Annotated in this window: 16 protein-coding genes and 1 tRNA gene; 10 read left to right on the top strand and 7 right to left on the bottom strand. The window is 54.6% G+C overall.

Going from position 1 to position 16,671, the window contains the following annotated elements; genetic code table 11:
• Positions 1-132 precede the first annotated feature (132 nt).
• The 3 genes from ctaA (at position 133) to OS190_RS09720 (ending at position 3,203) form a co-directional block, all read left to right on the top strand.
• Positions 133-1,296: a heme A synthase gene (ctaA, locus tag OS190_RS09730; RefSeq protein WP_267158498.1), complete on the top strand. Its 1,164-nt coding sequence runs from the start codon at positions 133-135 to the stop codon at positions 1,294-1,296.
• Positions 1,283-2,758: a carboxypeptidase M32 gene (locus OS190_RS09725; RefSeq protein ID WP_267158497.1), complete on the top strand. Its 1,476-nt coding sequence runs from the start codon at positions 1,283-1,285 to the stop codon at positions 2,756-2,758. The genes ctaA and OS190_RS09725 overlap by 14 nt, the downstream gene beginning before the upstream one ends.
• Before the next feature lie 154 nt (positions 2,759-2,912).
• The gene (locus tag OS190_RS09720) at positions 2,913-3,203 is read left to right on the top strand and encodes a hypothetical protein (RefSeq protein ID WP_267158496.1); all 291 of its coding nucleotides are present in this window, start codon (positions 2,913-2,915) and stop codon (positions 3,201-3,203) included.
• A 227-nt stretch (positions 3,204-3,430) separates the two neighbouring features.
• On the opposite strand, the gene gyrA is transcribed toward OS190_RS09720, so the two are convergent.
• Positions 3,431-6,175: a DNA gyrase subunit A gene (gene gyrA, locus OS190_RS09715; RefSeq protein WP_267158495.1), complete on the bottom strand. Its 2,745-nt coding sequence runs from the start codon at positions 6,173-6,175 to the stop codon at positions 3,431-3,433.
• Positions 6,176-6,364: 189 nt separating this feature from the next.
• On the opposite strand from gyrA, the gene OS190_RS09710 reads away from it, so the two are divergent.
• Positions 6,365-6,634 carry an usg protein gene (locus tag OS190_RS09710; protein ID WP_267158494.1) on the top strand — a complete coding sequence of 90 codons (270 nt, stop codon included), beginning with the start codon at positions 6,365-6,367 and terminating at the stop codon, positions 6,632-6,634.
• A gap of 92 nt (positions 6,635-6,726) precedes the next feature.
• Complete coding sequence (locus tag OS190_RS09705) at positions 6,727-7,794, top strand: DUF2855 family protein (protein WP_267158493.1); 1,068 nt, start codon at positions 6,727-6,729, stop codon at positions 7,792-7,794.
• A 6-nt stretch (positions 7,795-7,800) separates the two neighbouring features.
• On the opposite strand, the gene OS190_RS09700 is transcribed toward OS190_RS09705, so the two are convergent.
• Positions 7,801-8,757 (bottom strand): radical SAM protein, encoded by a 957-nt coding sequence (locus OS190_RS09700; RefSeq protein ID WP_267158492.1) that lies wholly within the window; start codon positions 8,755-8,757, stop codon positions 7,801-7,803.
• A gap of 230 nt (positions 8,758-8,987) precedes the next feature.
• Here OS190_RS09700 and zwf point away from each other — a divergent pair, with 230 nt between their 5' ends.
• The 3 genes from zwf to pgi are packed head-to-tail and all read left to right on the top strand — an operon-like array spanning position 8,988 to position 12,711.
• On the top strand, positions 8,988-10,454 hold the full coding sequence (gene zwf / locus OS190_RS09695) for a glucose-6-phosphate dehydrogenase (RefSeq protein WP_267158808.1): 1,467 nt from the start codon (positions 8,988-8,990) through the stop codon (positions 10,452-10,454).
• Positions 10,451-11,122 carry a 6-phosphogluconolactonase gene (pgl, locus tag OS190_RS09690; protein ID WP_267158491.1) on the top strand — a complete coding sequence of 224 codons (672 nt, stop codon included), beginning with the start codon at positions 10,451-10,453 and terminating at the stop codon, positions 11,120-11,122. Before zwf ends, pgl begins: the two co-directional genes overlap by 4 nt.
• Entirely contained in the window at positions 11,119-12,711 is a 1,593-nt protein-coding gene (pgi, locus tag OS190_RS09685; RefSeq protein WP_267158490.1) for a glucose-6-phosphate isomerase, read from the top strand. The genes pgl and pgi overlap by 4 nt, the downstream gene beginning before the upstream one ends.
• Here the strand turns inward: pgi and OS190_RS09680 are convergent.
• Both OS190_RS09680 and OS190_RS09675 read right to left on the bottom strand, forming a co-directional pair.
• Positions 12,708-13,154: a GNAT family N-acetyltransferase gene (locus OS190_RS09680; RefSeq protein WP_267158489.1), complete on the bottom strand. Its 447-nt coding sequence runs from the start codon at positions 13,152-13,154 to the stop codon at positions 12,708-12,710. The two genes, pgi and OS190_RS09680, sit on opposite strands and share 4 nt — an antisense overlap.
• A 3-nt stretch (positions 13,155-13,157) precedes the next feature.
• Entirely contained in the window at positions 13,158-13,640 is a 483-nt protein-coding gene (locus tag OS190_RS09675) for an acyl-CoA thioesterase (protein WP_267158488.1), read from the bottom strand.
• Between the two features lie 91 nt (positions 13,641-13,731).
• On the opposite strand from OS190_RS09675, the gene OS190_RS09670 reads away from it, so the two are divergent.
• The gene (locus tag OS190_RS09670) at positions 13,732-15,360 is read left to right on the top strand and encodes a long-chain fatty acid--CoA ligase (RefSeq protein ID WP_267158487.1); all 1,629 of its coding nucleotides are present in this window, start codon (positions 13,732-13,734) and stop codon (positions 15,358-15,360) included.
• Here the strand turns inward: OS190_RS09670 and OS190_RS09665 are convergent.
• Both OS190_RS09665 and OS190_RS09660 read right to left on the bottom strand, forming a co-directional pair.
• Positions 15,357-15,614, bottom strand: a complete 258-nt coding sequence (locus tag OS190_RS09665; RefSeq protein ID WP_267158486.1) for a zinc ribbon domain-containing protein — start codon at positions 15,612-15,614, stop codon at positions 15,357-15,359. The genes OS190_RS09670 and OS190_RS09665 overlap by 4 nt on opposite strands.
• A gap of 44 nt (positions 15,615-15,658) precedes the next feature.
• A complete protein-coding gene (locus OS190_RS09660; protein ID WP_267158485.1) occupies positions 15,659-16,285 on the bottom strand; it encodes a GyrI-like domain-containing protein in 627 nt (208 codons plus the stop codon).
• 78 nt (positions 16,286-16,363) lie between these two features.
• On the opposite strand from OS190_RS09660, the gene OS190_RS09655 reads away from it, so the two are divergent.
• On the top strand, positions 16,364-16,597 hold the full coding sequence (locus tag OS190_RS09655; protein ID WP_267158484.1) for a hypothetical protein: 234 nt from the start codon (positions 16,364-16,366) through the stop codon (positions 16,595-16,597).
• Here the strand turns inward: OS190_RS09655 and OS190_RS09650 are convergent.
• A tRNA-Gly gene (locus OS190_RS09650) sits at positions 16,564-16,637 on the bottom strand. The two genes, OS190_RS09655 and OS190_RS09650, sit on opposite strands and share 34 nt — an antisense overlap.
• Between the last annotated feature and the right edge of the window lie 34 nt (positions 16,638-16,671).

Here is a 16,671-nt window from a genome sequence, read left to right as displayed (position 1 = left end):
CGGCCAAAAAGAAAGACGGAGCCCTGGGGGCGGGGTAGAGGCTGCGACATCTGGGGCCCTGGTGCCTCCCCACTCTAGACCTTCGTCGCGTCATGCCCTACCACTTCGCCAAGAGCGGATTAGAGGCGAAACATGGCTGGAAAACGCAAGCTTTTTGAAGAAGTCGATATAGTTGAAACCGCAAGGCCAGTGGTGCAAACCGGTGTGATTGATCGCGGCCGCAGGAGCGCAAGGGGCGCGATCCGCATCTGGCTGGTGATCCTTTTCGCATTGGTGTTCGTGATGATTGCCGTGGGCGGGATGACACGGTTGACCGACAGCGGTCTGTCGATCACTGAATGGCGCCCCCTGACGGGATCGATCCCCCCGTTGACCGAGGTGGATTGGGCATCAGAGTTCGAAAAATATCAGGAAATAGATGAATTCAAGTTGCAAAACTCATGGATGACCCTGTCTGATTTCAAGCTGATCTATTGGTGGGAATGGGGTCATCGGCAATTGGGGCGTGTGATCGGTCTGGTTTGGGCGCTGGGGTTTTTCTGGTTCCTGCTGCGTCGGCAAATCCCGACAGGATGGCGTGGACGGTTGCTATTCCTCGGCGGTTTGGGCGGGCTTCAGGGCGTGATTGGCTGGTGGATGGTGGCCTCTGGTGTGACCTCGGGCGAAGGTATGCTGGATGTAAAAAGCTACCGGCTGGCGACCCATCTGGGACTGGCCTTTGTGATCCTTGGTTTCATCACCTGGTATATCTTGCTGTTGGGCCGCGAAGAACGCGACCTTATGCAGGCGCGGCGGGTCAGGGAGGTAAAATTATTCGGGGTATCCACAGGATTGATGCATTTTGCCCTGGTTCAAATACTGCTTGGCGCTTTGGTCGCTGGCCTGGATGCGGGGCGGTATTTTATCGACTGGCCGTTAATGCAGGGTCAGGTGTTTCCGCCTGATGCCTTCGGTATCGACCCACTTTGGCGGAATTTTTTTGAAAACCCCGGTTTGGTACAATTCATGCACCGGGTCAGCGGCTATCTTCTGGCGGCCTTTGGCGTTGTGGTCTGGCTGCGCGGGCGTGGGTCAAGCCATCGGGCAACACGCAGAGCCTATAACAGCATGATGGCCGTGCTGTGCCTGCAAATTCTCTGGGGCATCTTCACCGTAATACATGCAGCGCCGGTTCATATTGCCCTTGTCCATCAAGCGCTTGCCGTGATTTTGTGGGTCTTGATCCTGCGGGCGCGGTATCTTAGCGCCTATCCCATTTCAGCATCTATCCAAGGAAACCGACATGACAGTCTATGACGAATTGATGGCGCACCAGCGCGAGACACAGGCCCTTGGTCAGGTGATGGGGCGGCTGACCTGGGATCAGGAAACCATGATGCCGCGAGGCGCAGCGCCACAACGTGCCGAAGAATCAGCGGCTCTTGAAGGTGTACTGCATGCCCGGCGCATGGATCCGAAGGTGGGTGAATGGCTGGCCGCAGTTGACGAGGGAGCACTGACCGATGTGGGCCGTGCGCAGATCCGTCTCATTCGGCGCAGCTATGAGCGCGCAAACAAGGTGCCTGCAGCTTTGGCCGCGCGCATTGCCATGGTGACCTCGCGGGCGCAGGGGATCTGGGCCGAGGCGCGTGCTTCGGATGACTTTGCCGCCTTTGCGCCGACCCTGACCGAAGTTCTCGCGCTGAAGCGCGAAGAGGGGCAAGCCTTAGCGGCGGGCGGGGATGTCTATGACGCGATGTTGCAAGATTACGAACCGGGTGCCACGGGAGTAGAACTCGAGACGATGTTCGGGGCCCTGCGACCTGAATTGAGCAGCCTGCGCGCTGCGGTGCGCGAAGCCAAAGCGCCGCCGAAAATGCAAGGTACCTTCGATGAGGGTGCACAGATGAAATTGACCCGGCATCTGGCAAAAACCTTTGGTTACGACATGAGCCATGGGCGCGTCGACAAGGCAGTACACCCTTTTTCATCCGGTTCGGGGCTTGATGTCCGCATCACCACACGCACAAATGGCATCGATCCCTTTAATTGCTTTTATTCCACGATTCATGAGGTTGGCCATGCAGCCTATGAACAGGGGATCAACCGCGATTACCTGCTGACGCCGTTGGGACAGGGTGTGTCAATGGGCGTGCATGAAAGCCAAAGCCGGATCTATGAAAATCAGATCGGGCGCAGCCGCGCTTTTACTGAATATCTGTTCGGACAAATGCAGGACGCCTTCGGTGATTTTGGTGTGGCCGATGCCGAAACCTTTTATAAGATCGTGAACCGTGTTTCTGACGGCTATATCCGTACCGAAGCGGACGAGTTGCAATATAACCTCCACGTATTGATGCGTTTTGATCTGGAACGGGCCCTTGTCAGTCATGATCTGCAAGTCGCCGATCTTGAAGCGGCCTGGAATGACCGTTTCGAAGCGGATTTTGGCTTTGCCGTCGACAAGGCGTCAAACGGCGTGTTGCAAGACGTGCATTGGTCTGTCGGACTGATCGGCTATTTTCCGACCTATAGTTTGGGTAATGTCTATGCAGGCTGTCTGAATGAAGCGATGCGCGGGGACCTGCCTGATCTGGATGAAGATCTGGCCAAGGGGGATACCACTACGGCGACCGGGTGGTTACGGGAAAATGTACAACAGCATGGCGGGCTATATGAACCGCGTATTGTCATTGAACGCGCCAGTTCAAAGGTGCCAAACGAGTCGCCCCTGTTAGCTTATTTGAAGGAAAAGTTCAGCGATCTTTATGCCATCTGATGCATAAACTGCTCATATTGAGGCAAAATCCTAACAAAACGGGACTAATACAACCTTTTTCATGCCGAAATCCCACAAATCGCCAGTAAACACTTTTCGTCTGCCAGAGCGCATGTCATAAGAAGGCAATCCATTCGGCCATAGGAGCTTAACCATGAAAAGATTACTTGTTACAGCAGCGGCGTTGTCCCTGACGGCAACATCAGCGTTCGCGAACACAAATTACCCAGTTGTCGTCGAAAGAGACGGCGTGACCTACAACTGTGAAGCAGGCATTGTCACCAAGGGTGGCGAATATGCGCGTAAGTGCGTAGTAGCCGATAAAGGTGGCCTGTTCGCTGGCGGACTTGGTGGTGGCAGCATTCTCTTCCTCGCACTCGGTGGTGCCGCGGTTGCAGCAGTGCTTTCAGACAGAAACAACAACAGCACAAACGGCACCAACTAAAAGCAATCTTGCTATTGGGTGATTGCCTATCGGCTTAAAATAGGCTCCCGACGCGCGGGGGCCTATTTGCATTTTGTGTCGCGAATTCTGAAAGCCCTTAGAATATCGGCCAAGAACGACAGGCGTCAAACATTGGCGGCCTTGAAATCTGGATCAAAGGCACGGTGTCACGACCCTGCGGTTTCGGACCATGACACACGGGGATAGACCATAAGATGACAGGCAGATTACTCTGATTCTGGCTCATCCTCATCGCCCTGATCTGCAATCCAGGCGACGCTTACCACCACTTCGTTTTTACCGGTATCAAAGACCTTGACCCCTCCGGCACTGCGTGAACGGAAAGAGATCCCCTCAACGGGCACACGAATTGATTGGCCCTTGGATGTAGCAAGCATGATCTGGTCATCCATTTCCACCGGGAAACTGGCGACGATCGGTCCGCCGCGCATCGCCTTGTCCATTGCAGTTACGCCGAGCCCCCCACGACCACGCACCGGATAGTCATGGCTTGAACTCAGCTTACCCGATCCCTGCGCCGTAATCGTCAGGATCAGGTTTTCAACCGCGGACATCTCTGCGTATTTCTCGGGGGAAATGGTCGCATTGGCGTTCACGTCTTCTTCGTCGGAGCCTTCTGCGTCATCGCTTAACCCCGCCATTGCGCGGCGCATCTTGAGATAGGCCTGGCGTTCATCTGATGTCGCGTCAAAATGTCGGATGATCGACATGGAAACCACACGGTCGTCACCACCCAGTTTGACACCGCGTACACCAACCGAACTACGCGAATTGAACACACGGACATCCGTCGCGGGAAAACGGATGGCGCGGCCAGAGCTTGTGACCAGCATCACATCATCATCATTGGAAGCAATACGGGCATTGATCAGGGTTGTTTCGGCGTGTTCTTCTTCGAATTTCATCGCGATCTTGCCGTTGCGCATGACATTGGTGAAATCCGACAATTTGTTGCGCCGTACCGTGCCCGCAGAGGTGGCGAACACCACCTGTAAATCATCCCATTCTTTTTCATCACGGTCGACCGGCATGATCGCAGCAATTGAGACGCCCGGCGGAATCGGCAGGATGTTGACAATCGCTTTGCCTTTTGAAGTCCGCCCCCCTTGTGGCAATCGCCATGTCTTGAGCTTGTAGCTCATGCCGTCTGTTGTGAAAAACAACAATTGCGTATGGGTGTTGGCCACAAAGAGCGTCGTCACGACGTCTTCTTCCTTGGTTGCCATGCCCGACACACCCTTGCCACCGCGTCGTTGGCTGCGGAATTCAACCAGTGGCGTGCGTTTGATGTAGCCGCCCGAGGTTACGGTTACGACCATGTCTTCACGTGCAATCAGGTCTTCGTCGTCCATGTCGCCGGACCAGTCAACGATCTCGGTTCTGCGTGGTACGGCAAAGAGGTCTTTGCATTCCTGCAATTCTTCCTGAATGATCCCCATGATACGTTCGCGTGATCCGAGAATTTCGAGGTATTCCTTGATTTTTCCGGCCAGTTCCTCAAGCTCGTCTGTCACTTCCTTCACGCCGATTTGCGTGAGGCGTTGCAGGCGAAGTTCAAGGATGGCGCGGGCCTGAATTTCAGAGAGATTGTAAGTCCCATCGTCATTCGCGGTATGGGTCGGGTCGTCAATCAACGCGATATAGGGTAAAATGTCGCGTGCTGGCCAGCGCCGCGTCATCAGTTTTTCACGGGCTTCTGCTGCATCGGCGGAGGAACGGATAGTTGCAACGACTTCGTCGATGTTGGTGACTGCCACGGCCAGGCCGCAAAGAATGTGCGAACGATCCCGTGCTTTGCGCAACAAGAAAGCAGTCCGTCGGGCGACGACCTCTTCGCGGAAATCAAGGAAGCAGGTAAGAAAGCGACGCAGGGTAAGCGTTTCAGGGCGTCCACCGTTCAAAGCCAGCATGTTACAACCGAAATAGGTCTGCATCGGTGTGAAGCGGAACAATTGGTTCATGACGACTTCTGCGGTTGCGTCACGCTTGAGTTCGACAACAACCCGCACACCGTTGCGATCAGATTCGTCCTGAACATGGGCGATGCCTTCGATCTTCTTATCACGTGCCGCCTCTGCGATCCGCTCAATCATCGTGGCTTTATTCACCTGGTAGGGGATTTCGTCGATGATGATGGCCCAGCGGTCCTTGCGAATCTCTTCAACACGGGTCTTGGATCGGATCACAACCGATCCGCGCCCTTCAAGATAGGCTTTGCGCGCCCCGGACCGACCCAGCATGATGCCCCCTGTGGGGAAATCAGGGCCGGGAATATAGTCGATAAGTTGCTCGGACGTCAGATCAGGTTCATCAATGAGGGCCAGGCAAGCATCAATCACCTCGCCAAGGTTATGTGGTGGAATATTCGTCGCCATGCCGACGGCGATCCCGCCCGCGCCATTGACCAGCATATTGGGGAAACGGGCTGGCAGAACCGTTGGTTCCTTTTGCTTGCCATCATAGTTGTCCTGAAAATCAACTGTTTCCTTGTCGATGTCGGCCAAAAGATAGGCCGCAGGCTTGTCCATGCGCACTTCGGTATAGCGCATCGCGGCTGGGTTATCGCCGTCCATTGACCCGAAATTTCCCTGACCATCGAGCAAAGGCAAGGACATCGAGAAATCCTGCGCCATACGCACCAGTGCATCATAAATCGCGGAATCGCCGTGTGGGTGATATTGACCCATGACGTCACCGACTGGACGCGCGGATTTGCGGTAGGATTTGTCGTGGGTGTTTCCGGTTTCATGCATCGCGAACAAAATCCGCCGGTGCACCGGTTTCAGACCATCGCGCAGATCGGGAATCGCACGACTGACAATGACCGACATGGCGTAATCCAGATAAGACGTGCGCATCTCGTGCTCGATGGTGACGGTCGGTCCATCGTAGACATACTTGGCAGGTATGTTTTCATCATTGTTGTCAGGTGTTTCTGGCGTGTCGTTCACTTGATCTGCTCAGTTCTTGTTCAGGACTATATCTAGCGTTCAGATATAGCAGAGAGCGCAGATAAGGTGCAATGCCTGTGGCGCAGCTGCATCGGTTAAAGGGGATGCGTTACGCCAAGAGTTTGTTTTCATTGAAAAGTAAAAGTTTTGTGCAAGGCTTGAAATACAGCAGGAAAAAAGGAGGTCAAAATGACCCCATCTGAGACCGAGTTGATGCTCAAGGGCTACGGGCTGACAACTGCAGAAATATTCTATCACATGCCTGACTATGTTCATGTATTGAACAGCTATATCTGGCAGGAATACGATCTGGCACCGGATCATCCAAGATTGTTCGAATTTGTAGAATTCTGGCAAAAAAAGATCGACGGGCCATTACATTCGGTGCGCTTTACCCATCGCAAGATGATCGGCCCGAATGAATGGCGCAATCAGGTTGGTGAATTCACACTGCATTAAATCCGGTCTGAATTGCCGCAACGTCCCTTAGGTTTTTAAAGCATCACTTGTGCTTTGCGGGTAAAGCTGTGGCCAGCCCAAGGGAGAAACACATGCAGCGTATTCTGGTCGATCAGCAAAACATCACCCGCGTTACCAAAGATGCCGTCCCGACTGAAGAGTTGCAGCCTGGCCAGGTGCGGATCGCGCTTGAGAGCTTTGCCCTAACCGCCAACAATGTCACCTATGCCGCTTCCGGTCACGCCATCGGCTATTGGAAGTTCTTTCCTGTAGATGTGCCGGGGCAGGGGCTTGTCCCCGTTTGGGGTATCGGTCGGGTTGTGCAGACCCGTAGTGACTCTTTGAACGTGGGCACGCGCTTGTATGGCTTTTACCCCATGGCGGAGTCTCTTGTCATTACACCGGAGGTTTCCAGCGGCGGCAAGGTCACGGATATTGCGGCGCACCGCCTTGATTTACCTGCCGTTTACAACAGGTACCTGCCGGTCAAGGACACAACGCCAGATCAGGACCACCTGCGCGCATTGTTACAGCCCTTGTTGGCGACATCGTATTTGTTGTCAGATTGGCTTGACGACAACAGCTATTTTGGTGCGGACCAGATCATCATTGGCAGTGCATCATCAAAAACCGGGCTTGGCCTATGCAAATACCTTGCGAAAAAGATTGATAGGGGCTTCGGGATCATCGGTCTGACCTCAGAGGGCAATCGCAGTTTCGTCGCTGCAGCAGGTGCTTGCGATCAGGTATTCAGTTATGATGAAATCGCGGATTTACCCCGAAAGGCCTCGGTCTTTGTTGATATGGCCGGGAATGCCAGGGTCAAGGCCGCGCTGCATAAACATCTGGCGGCCGACCTGAAACATTCAGCCGCAGTCGGCATCAGTCACTGGGACGCATTTAACCCGAAAGTCGAACTGGATGGCATCAAGCCGGAATTTTTCTTTGCACCCGCCCAGATCGCCAAGCGTCGCCAGGAATGGGGAAAAGGCGAGATCGACCGCCGGATCGGTGAGGCCTTCATGCGTCTGGCGGATGAGGCGTCCAAATGGTTGACTGTCAAAGTCCACATGGGTCTGGATACGGCCCCTGCGGTTTATGAAGCACTGGCCAAGGGCGCGATGGACCCGGGCGAAGGTCATGTGATCCGGTTGATCTAAACCAGTTCAGACCGAACAACTGGCACCACCCAAAACGCAGAACTTGGCGCAATGGGGATGGTTCAGGGCAACATCCCTTTCAGCTTCTTCAAGGGTTGTTCCCAATTCAAATTCGGGCGCATAGGGCAGCAACGTACAGGCCAGCACGGCAGGACGGTCCGCCCCTTTGCGTTTGACCACCATCCGCGAAAAGGCGCACATGACTGTGTCGGGGGATTTGTTCAGAATATCCCAGCAAGCGGTCGTGATTTCGGGGACTTCGACGCTTTCATCCATTTCGGGGAAAAGCACGGTCATGCCGGGGTTGTCTGGATCAATATCAAATTTGTGCTTTTGATAGAACGCGCCGTAACCTGCACGGCTTTCCGCTTCGCTGTCACCAAAAACAGATCGACCCGCCACGGCCATGCGGATCCCGTTGTCGCGCAGCCACTTCATTCCGGTCAAAGTTTTTTCAAACGCCCCTGCGCCGCGTTCGGTATCGTGTAGTTCAGCACGGTGATGATCAACTGAAATCCGAAGGGTCAGTTTGTCAGGGTAGTGCGCGTTCAGCCGCAATAATCCCGCCTGCATCGGCTTGCGCATCATCGGGCGCATGGCGTTTGTCAGGATCAGGACTTCATATCCGCGGGAAAGCGCCGCTTCGGCAATTGCGATCATTTCTGGATTCATGAAAGGCTCACCACCGGTAAAGGCGATCTCGGTTACTGGCCATGCACGCATCTCGATCTGATCAAGATAGACGCGCACCTCATCCGCCGAAATATAGGCCAGCGCGTCATTGGTCGGACTGGAAGCGATGTAGCAATTCACACATTCGATGTTGCAAAGCGTACCAGTATTGAACCAGAGAGTTTGCGGATTGCGCAGGGCTACTGTGGCGCGGGCATCGCCCTGTGCGGTCAGCATCGGGTCCTGAAACTTGCCAATATTGGCATCCGTACCTCTGTCCAGATCTTTCATGTTTGCTCCTCAATGCGCTTTCTTGTCCTTGATCTGTCTCAGGTTGGGACTTGTATCATGGACCCACAGTCATCCAATCTGCTATGATATCAAGCATGTCTTGAAAAGGGGCTGCTCTGCTCAGGCACGGCCTTGTGAACGGCAGAAATTGGTTTATGGTAGCGCTAACATATTTCCGCAAAGATGTAGGACGGTGAATAATGGCCAACGTTCAAGATGCGATGCCCCGGATGGTTTCGCGGGTTATTCCGGTCGATCCCTTCGATTTGGTGATTTTTGGCGGCACCGGCGATCTGGCTCGGCGCAAGATCCTGCCAGGGCTGTTTCGCCGTTTTGTTGCCGGCCAGATGCCCGCCACGGCCCGGATCATCGGGGCCGCCCGCACAAAGCTGGACAGTGCCGGTTATCGCAAAATGGCGGCCGAGGCGATCGAAGAATTCGGCGGCATCGGATCAGCCTCTGCCGATACTCTGAAGGCCTTCCTCGATCAGGTCGAATACGTTGCGATTGACGCCAAGGGCAAGGCGGGTTGGGCGGATTTGCAGAAACTGATGCAAGGCACAGGCAAGGTTGAGGCCTATTATTTCTCTGTTGCACCTTCGTTGTTTGGCGATTTGGCTGAACGGCTGCAACAATGGGGCATGGCAGACAAGGACGCCCGCATCGTTGTTGAAAAACCATTTGGTCGCGATCTGGTGACTGCCCAGGCTTTGAACGCCACCCTTGCGACCTATTTCGACGAGAAACAGATCTATCGGATTGATCATTATCTCGGCAAGGAAACCGTACAGAATTTGATGGCGGTGCGCTTTGGCAATATGCTGTTTGAACCCTTGTGGAATGCGCAATACGTCGATCACATCCAGATTACCGTGGCCGAAACCGTGGGTGTCGGGGGCAGGGGCGAATATTATGACAGATCCGGTGCAATGCGTGACATGGTACAAAATCACCTGATGCAACTTTTGTGCCTGATTGCGATGGAACCACCTGCGCGGTTCGATCCCGACGCGGTGCGCGATGAGAAACTGAAAGTGATCCGCGCCCTTGATCCGGTCCTGCCGCACCATATTAACCGGGGCCAATATGACGCGGAGCCCGGTAACGAGGAGTCACATCCAAATTATCGCGTCGCGGTGGGTGATCCGCGTTCCAAAACCGAAAGCTTCATCGCGCTCAAGACCCAGATCAGCAACTGGCGCTGGTCAGGTACACCGTTTTACCTAAGGACTGGCAAGCGTATGTCGGCCCGCAGTTCAGAAATCACGGTTGTCTTTAAGGAAACCCCGCACAGCATCTTTGCCGAGGACGCAGGCCGACATCGCAATGTGTTGTCGATCCGATTGCAACCGAACGAGGGCATTACCCTTGGCGTGACGATCAAGGAACCAGGTCCGGGGGGGATGCGTTTGATAGATGTCCCGCTGGACATGACATTTGCCGAGGCCCTGGGTGAGGATGCTGAACAAGTTGACGCCTATGAGCGTCTGATCATGGATGTCATCCGTGGTAACCAGACTTTGTTCATGCGCGGCGACGAAGTCGAAGCGGCCTGGGCCTGGACCGATCCGATTATCCAAGGGTGGGAAACCCGCGGCGAAGTCCCTAAGTTTTATGACAGCGGCACGGACGGAACCACAGATTCCCACGAACTGATGCGCCGCGATGGACGCGAATGGCGAAAGGTCTCTCCATGAATCTGATTGAATACGCAGACCGCGAAATGCTGAACATGAATGTTGCGAATGTTCTGGCGAGCGAATTGCGCAAATGCCTGACGATGCATGACCATGCCTCGTTTGCAGTGCCGGGTGGCACGACCCCCGGTCCTATTTTCGAATTGATGAGCACTGTCGAACTGGACTGGTCGCGCGTGCGTGTGATGTTAACGGATGAGCGATGGGTGGCGGAAACCAATTCTCATTCCAATGCGCGGCTCGTCAAGAAAACACTGTTGAACGGGCTTGCCGCGCAAGCTCAGTTCATCCCTTATTATCGCGAGGGTTTGACCGCAGCCGAAGGGGCTGCTGAGGTTGCACCGACCTTGGCAGGTGATTTGCCGATCTCTCTTTTGCTGCTGGGAATGGGCGGCGACATGCACACAGCGTCATTGTTTCCTTGTGATCCTGAATTGGCACAAGCGCTGGCACCTGACGCCCCCTTGCTTTGCCCTGCCACACCGACCAGTCAGGACACGACGCGGGTGACACTGCCTTTGCATGTTCTGCAAGGGGCCATGTCGATTCATCTGGCTATTTTTGGTGAACACAAACGTGCGGCGCTGGAACGCGCCCAGAGCCTGCCCCCCGAAGAAGCACCCGTTGGGGCGGTGTTAACAAATGCAACGGTACATTGGGCCGCATGATGGAAATCTGGAAAAAACTGCAGACCCGTTTCGACGCCATCGGCGAGCGGCCGATCCTTGCCCTGTTCGAAGATAAAGCACGCGCCGAAGATTTCTGCATTCAAACACAGCACATGCGCTTTGACTATTCCAAGACGAACATCGATGGCGATACCCGCACCGATCTGATTGCCCTGGCCAAAGCAGCAGATGTCGCTTCGAAACGTGACGCGATGTTCTCGGGCCAGAAAATCAACGAGACTGAAGGTCGCGCCGTTTTGCACACTGCATTACGTAGCCGCGATGAAGCACCTGTCCTGGTCGAGGGTCACGATGTGATGCCCGCAATTCGCAGAACCTTGCAAAGGATGGCAGCCTTTGCCGATCACATCCGCGACAGCGACATCACAGACATTGTCAACATCGGCATCGGTGGGTCCGATCTCGGCCCTGCCATGGCAGTTGCTGCACTTGCACCCTATCACGACGGACCCTGTTGTCATTTTGTCTCCAACGTCGACGGGGCGCATATTGCAGAAACCCTGCGCGGTCTGGATGCCAAGACCACACTTGTCATCGTCGCCTCCAAGACCTTTACCACAATCGAGACCATGACCAATGCCCGCACGGCACGGGCCTGGATGGTGGATCATGGCGGAGATCCTGCAACGCAATTTGCCGCGCTCAGTACCGCCGAAGAAAAAACCGCCGCCTTTGGCATCAACCCGGATCAGGTGTTCGGCTTTGAAGATTGGGTCGGCGGGCGGTACTCTGTCTGGGGGCCGATTGGCCTGTCGCTGATGATTGCGATCGGGCCCAGGGGATTTGAGGCGTTTCTTGACGGTGGCAATGCAATGGACAGACATTTTTGCGCTGCCGATCCGCTGGAAAACATGCCGATGATGCTGGCGCTGGTCGGCATCTGGCACAATCAGATCTGCGGTTACGCAACGCGTGCTGTGCTGCCTTATGATGAACGTTTGTCGTTATTGCCGGACTATTTGCAACAGCTTGAAATGGAATCAAATGGCAAACGCGTTAAGATGGACGGCAGCGCAGTCGACCGCCACACCGGGCCAGTTGTCTGGGGGGCTGCAGGCACCAATGGGCAACATGCCTTTTACCAACTGATCCATCAGGGTACCCGCGTGATCCCCTGCGAATTCATGGTCGCCGCAAACGGACACGAACCCGAACTGGCGCATCATCACCACTTACTGATCGCCAACTGCCTGGCGCAGTCCGAGGCGCTGATGCAGGGCCGTTCCCTGATACAGGCGCGCAAGATCATGGCAGACCAAGGCCTGACGGGTAATGAGCTTGAACGGCAGGCGCAGCACCGGGTGTTTCCAGGCAACCGCCCCTCGACGACGCTGGTTTATGAACGGCTTGATCCGTTTACCCTGGGCCAGATCATTGCGTTGTACGAGCACAGAACCTTTGTCGAGGGTGTCATTCTGGGCATCAATTCCTATGATCAATGGGGGGTCGAACTGGGCAAGGAACTGGCCACGTCGCTGCAACCCGTTGTTGACGGAACACAGAGCACGGAAGGCAAAGACAGTTCGACAGCCTCGCTTGTCGATTATTTAATCAAACATCGCGATTAGGTTTTCAGATCATATGTGATCCACATTGTGCGCGTGGCGGTTTTGTCATAAACGCCGCGCCCGCGATAATTGTCATCTGCGGTAATCCAGCGAACCACTGGCCAACCGTTCTCACGCGCCACTTTGGCCACACCTTCGATCAAGGCGTCTGCAGCACCAGTTCCGCGCGCAGCCGGATCAACGAACAGATCATCCAGAAAACACTTGACCGACGCTGTCAACGGCGCCGCGAAAGGGCGGTAATGGGTCAATCCGACCAATTTCCCGTCTTCACCGACAGCGACCAAGCCCTTGCTTTCATGCTCGGGGTCCATCAACCAGCCAAATACCGTATCGCGCATTCCCGCGGTTTGATCGACTTTGTAAAAGGTCGCATATCCCAGGTACAGGATATTCCAGGCAGCGCGATCCGCAGAGGTAAGCGGGCGTATTGTAAGGGTCATGACCTATCCTTTCTGTGCGGCACCATCGACCGCAACAAAGCGGTCACGGATCAAATCGGGGATCGCGAACTTGCCGGATCCGTCAGGTTTCAACAACACCAGCACACAATCAAATGTCGCGCGCAAAGTCCCTGCCGACCAAACCTGTTGTTTCAGCGTATAGGAATTTGTGCGAAATTCACTACATCTGCAGGTAGCGATATAGTCTTCGTCCATATGCATTTCGTGACGATAGTGGATCGCACCGGACCGGATCACGATACGGGGGCTTCCCGCGCGACCAGCATAATTGGAAATACCCCAGTCCTGCGAATATCGGATCCGCAAGCGTTCGAACCATTCGAAATAGGTCTTGTTGTTGACGTGGTTCAGAACGTCGAGTTCTGAAAACCGGACCCGATCCGCCATCGCAAGGGGTTGCACCGGGTCAACACCGGCAACGGCCTGTTGTGCTGCACTCAACGGCGTATGATAAACCAAAGTCATGTCAAATGCATAAGGTGCATCAGCACCTGCTTGCAAGAGGCCGCAGCTTTGTCCAAGTTGTGAATAAACACATCTCTGGGAGGAGACCGCTATGCTTGGCCAAATGATGACGCAACCGCTGCTGATATCAACTCTGATCACCCATGCTGAACGCTACCATTCAGAATCCGAAATTTTCTCGGTCAATACCGGTGGCGGGGTTGAGGAAACCACGTGGGGGCAGGTTGCACAAAATGCACGGCGACTGGCCTCGGCTCTGGGCAAGCTGGGGTTGGATGCACAGGCGCGATGCGGCACCATTGCCTGGAACAACCGCCGTCACCTGGAGATCTATTTTGGTGCGCCGGGTGGCGGGTTCGTCTGCCATACGATCAACCCGCGTCTGTTTCCTGAACAACTGGTCTATATCCTCAATCACGCCGAAGATAAGGTTTTATTCATCGACAAAACCTTTGTTCCGCTGGTCGCCGCCGTACGCGACAAGCTGGAGCATCTGGAACATATCGTGCTGATGGAGGGATCTGACTCCGAGGCTGCCGAAAAACTTCCGGGGCTGATCTTTTACGATGATCTGATTGCCAGTGGCGACCCAGATTATACTTGGCCTGAAATGGATGAGCTGACGGCGTCAAGCCTTTGTTATACCTCTGGAACAACGGGCAATCCCAAGGGTGTTCTTTATTCTCACCGTTCAACCGTATTACACTCATTCGGCGTGAATATGGCCGACAGCCTGGGCATTGCTGCAACCGATGTGGTGCTGCCCGTGGTACCGATGTTTCACGTAAACGCCTGGGGCTCACCCTATGCCTGTGCGATGTCTGGCGCACGTATGGTGATGCCAGGTCCGGGGCTGGACGGGGCATCTTTGGTCGGTCTGCTGGATAAATACAAGGTCACGATTGCATTGGGTGTACCGACCATCTGGCTTGGATTGCTGGGAGAGGCCAAGAAGATCGGCAGCAAGCTGGAAAGCCTCCAGCGTACCGTTGTTGGTGGCTCTGCCTGCCCGCCGTCGATGATCACCACCTTTCGCGAAGAATATGGCGTCGACACTATCCACGCCTGGGGCATGACAGAAATGTCGCCCTTGGGTTCTGTCAACCAACCCCTTGCCAAACACCGGGAATTGCCAATTGAAGAACAGCATCGTCTGCGCGAAAACCAAGGGCGTCCTGTGTTTGGGGTCGAGTTGGAAATCCTTGACGACGAGGGCAAGCCCTTGCCCCATGATGGAGTTGCCCAGGGGGATCTGGTGACACGTGGTCATTGGATTCTCGATTCCTATTTCCGTTCAACCACCGAAGAGACACTGAGCAATGGGTGGTTCGACACCGGCGATGTCGCCACGATGGACCCTGATGGCTATGTCACGATCAAGGACCGCTCAAAGGACATCATCAAATCCGGCGGAGAGTGGATTTCTTCTGTGGAGCTGGAAAACATCGCCATCGCTCATCCCAAACTTGCGGATGCGGCTGTGATCGGCGCACGCCATGAGAAATGGGACGAAAGACCGATTTTGGTCGCCGTGAAAGCCGAAGGAGAAGACCCGTCAGAAGCCGAGATTCTGAGCATTTTCGACGACAAAATCGCCAAATGGCAGATCCCGGATTGCGTGGTTTTTACCGATGTGCTGCCGCGCAATGCGACAGGTAAAGTGTTGAAACGCAACCTGCGCGAGGCATTTGGCGAAGTCCTGATCGGGCAGGCGTCCTAGGAATCCTTCCAGCGTTCCAGTCTCGGGATGCCGCGTGTAAACAGCCATGCCATGATCTTGGGCATGCCCGAGCGCATCAATGCTTCGACGCAGTGTTCCTGAAAGTCTGCCAGGCTTACATCCGGGTGGCGAAAGGCACCTGCGTCATAACAAATTGAACAATAGCTGACGCTTAAGCTGCCATCCGCCTCGGTTCCGCCGCCCTGCGGATCTTTGACAAGTGGCATGCCGCAACTTTGGCAGGATCTGGCCATGGGGGTTTCCTTTCGGTGCAGGTTAATAACTCAGGCTGTGCGATTTACCACGCGTTTTCTACAGGTTTGACAGGCTGGCGCAAAATGGTTTTCAGTCTGGACGCTTCGGTTCTGCGCGGATCGCTCAGATAGATTTCATGATGTGGCCCGTGAAAGGTAACACCAAGGTCCGGCATGATCTCCTCATGCAACCGCGCGAGCGTGGGCGCTTCATCATCATAGCTGCCAATGTGCAGGATATGCAGTGATCGCCCCTCATCATAGGATTCCAGCCGTAAGCTAGAGGGCAGGGTGCCCACTCTGCATTCTGTTCTCTCCAGCGCGTCCTCAAACATCTTGGGGCGCACGAAATCCGGCACCATGATCATCATGGTCCAGTTCCATTGATCCTTGTTTCGCGTAGTAAAGTCAGCAGGATCATCCGCCCACCATAATCCCTCAAGCGGCGGTACGACATAATCCTGTCCCAACAAGGTTTTCGCAGCAAATTTCATCCCAAAGCTGATGCTGTACAGCGACTGTAGCGCCTGCGCATAGGCTTCAACGGTGTTGGGATCCCCAGCACCATCAACTTTGACAAAGGTCATTGGTGGTACGACAACTTCGACAAAGGCTTTCGTTGTGGGGGCGTAAAGATGTTTCAGATTGCGTTTGAAATCAATCTTGGTCAAAGGTTTCCGCGCTTTCTGCCATGACGGTTTAACTTGTCCGGGGCGGGCTGTGGCCCGCTGCTGCAAGGCACTCCGGGATTGAACATCGCCGACATCACCTTGTTTCTGGGGCAATTGACTGCGCCAAGGGCTGATTTGGATATGGAGGCTTTCCTCAGTTCCAAAATAGCCGAAGTGTCGCTGAAGATCGCAGCAAGTCAACGATTCCTCAACATGCTCAAAGCCACCAAATCTGCGCTTGAAAAGGCACCGCATGGCGGTCTGGAAGAAAAAGGGCATGGAGCGGGTAACGAGAATCGAACTCGTAACTAAAGCTTGGGAAGCTGCCGTGATACCTTTTCACCATACCCGCGTCGCACGTCAAATATGGCATCTTATCTGCGCGG

The sequence above is a fragment of the Sulfitobacter sp. F26204 genome (genome assembly GCF_026410305.1).
In the GTDB taxonomy this organism is placed as follows: domain Bacteria; phylum Pseudomonadota; class Alphaproteobacteria; order Rhodobacterales; family Rhodobacteraceae; genus Sulfitobacter.
Note: the sequence above shows the minus strand (reverse complement) of the source record. Positions and strands in the feature narration are given on the sequence as shown.